The organism is Microbacterium sp. CPCC 204701, assembly GCF_004010105.1.
Classification (GTDB): domain Bacteria; phylum Actinomycetota; class Actinomycetes; order Actinomycetales; family Microbacteriaceae; genus Microbacterium.
Window position 1 is genome coordinate 1 of the sequence record NZ_RRYE01000567.1, and the last position, 1,406, is coordinate 1,406.

2 protein-coding genes are annotated in these 1,406 nt (G+C 74.4%); both read left to right on the plus strand.

Going from position 1 to position 1,406, the window contains the following annotated elements:
* Positions 1-125: 125 nt before the first annotated feature.
* On the plus strand, positions 126-1,106 hold the full coding sequence (locus EIO58_RS17925) for an NAD-dependent epimerase/dehydratase family protein (RefSeq protein WP_127820556.1): 981 nt from the start codon (positions 126-128) through the stop codon (positions 1,104-1,106).
* A partial coding sequence (locus tag EIO58_RS17930) for a dihydrodipicolinate synthase family protein (protein WP_205789388.1) occupies positions 1,103-1,406 on the plus strand: 304 nt, incomplete at its 3' end. The genes EIO58_RS17925 and EIO58_RS17930, both read left to right, overlap by 4 nt.

The following is a 1,406-nucleotide window of genomic DNA, read 5'->3' on the forward strand; positions in this document are numbered from 1 at the left end:
CGCGACGGCGTCCGCTCCATCGCCGTCGGCATCGCCGGCAACCGATCGCTCGAGACCGGGCTTCCCGTGCAGGTCGCCGACCTCGGCATCCCGTTCCTCGCCGCTGACGCGACGGCGGCGCGACCATGAGCCGCATCGTCGTCACCGGAGGCGCGGGCCGGCTCGGCCGCAGCCTCGTCGCGGGTCTCGCCGCCGCCGGGCACGAGCTGATCTCGCTCGACCGCACGCGATCCGAGGCCCTCGAGCTGCCCGGCGTCGAGCAGATCGCCGTGGATCTGACGGACCGGGATGCCGCGTCCCGCGCCGTCGCCGACGCCCGGGCCGAGGCGCTCGTGCATCTGGCCGCGATCGCCGTGCCGTTCAGCGCACCCGAGGAGGTCATCCTCCGCACGAACGCGACGCTCGCGCTGAACGTGCTGTCGGCGGGGGTCGAGGCCGGCATCCCCAAGCTCGTGACGGCGTCGAGCCCGACCGTGCTCGGCTACGGCGCGCCGACGGGCTGGCTGCCCGACCGCTTTCCGCTCGACGAAGACACGCCGGCCCGGCCGTGGAACGCCTACGCCCTCTCGAAGCATCTCGCCGAGCAGACCATCGCGATGCTCGCGCGCCAGACCGGCGACGCGGTTCGGTTCGCGGCCTTCCGCCCGTGCTACGTCCTCGCGCCCGAGGAGTGGGCGGGCGCGCCGACGCAGCAGGGCCACACCGTGCGCGAGCGGCTCGACGACCCTGCCCTCTCGGCCCCGGCGCTGTTCAACTACGTCGATGCCCGCGACGTCGCGACGTTCGTCGACACGCTGCTGGACGCGCTCGGCGAGATCCCCAACGCCGAGGTGTTCTTCGTCGGCGCCGACGACGCGCTCGCGCGCGAACCGCTCGCCGAGCTGCTGCCGCGATTCGTCCCGGGCTCCGACGACCTGGCGGCCGGGCTCACCGGCAGCGCCCCGGCGTTCTCGAACGACAAGGCTCGCCGGGTGCTCGGCTGGCGACCGGCACACACCTGGCGGGGCGAGCTCGGTGAGTCCGCCTCGCGCACCGAGCCCGAGACCGAGCTCGAGCCCGCAACGGCCGCCCACCTCGACACCTCCCGAAAGGACGTGCTGGCGTGAACTTCGACGGCATCCTCTTCTTCCCCGTCACCCCGTTCGACACCGCAGGCCGGGTCGACGACGACCTCCTCCGCACGCACGTCGGCACGACCATTGCGCATGCGCCCGGCGGCGTGTTCCCGGCGTGCGGCACGGGCGAGTTCCACGCGCTGTCGACCGACGAGGTCGCCCAGGTCGTGCGCGTCGCGACCGAGACGGTCGCCGGGCGCGTGCCCGTGGTCGCGGGCACCGGCGGTCCGCTCGGTCAGGCGGTCACGCTCGCACGGGCGGCGGCGGATGCCGGAGCCGACGCCCTGCTCG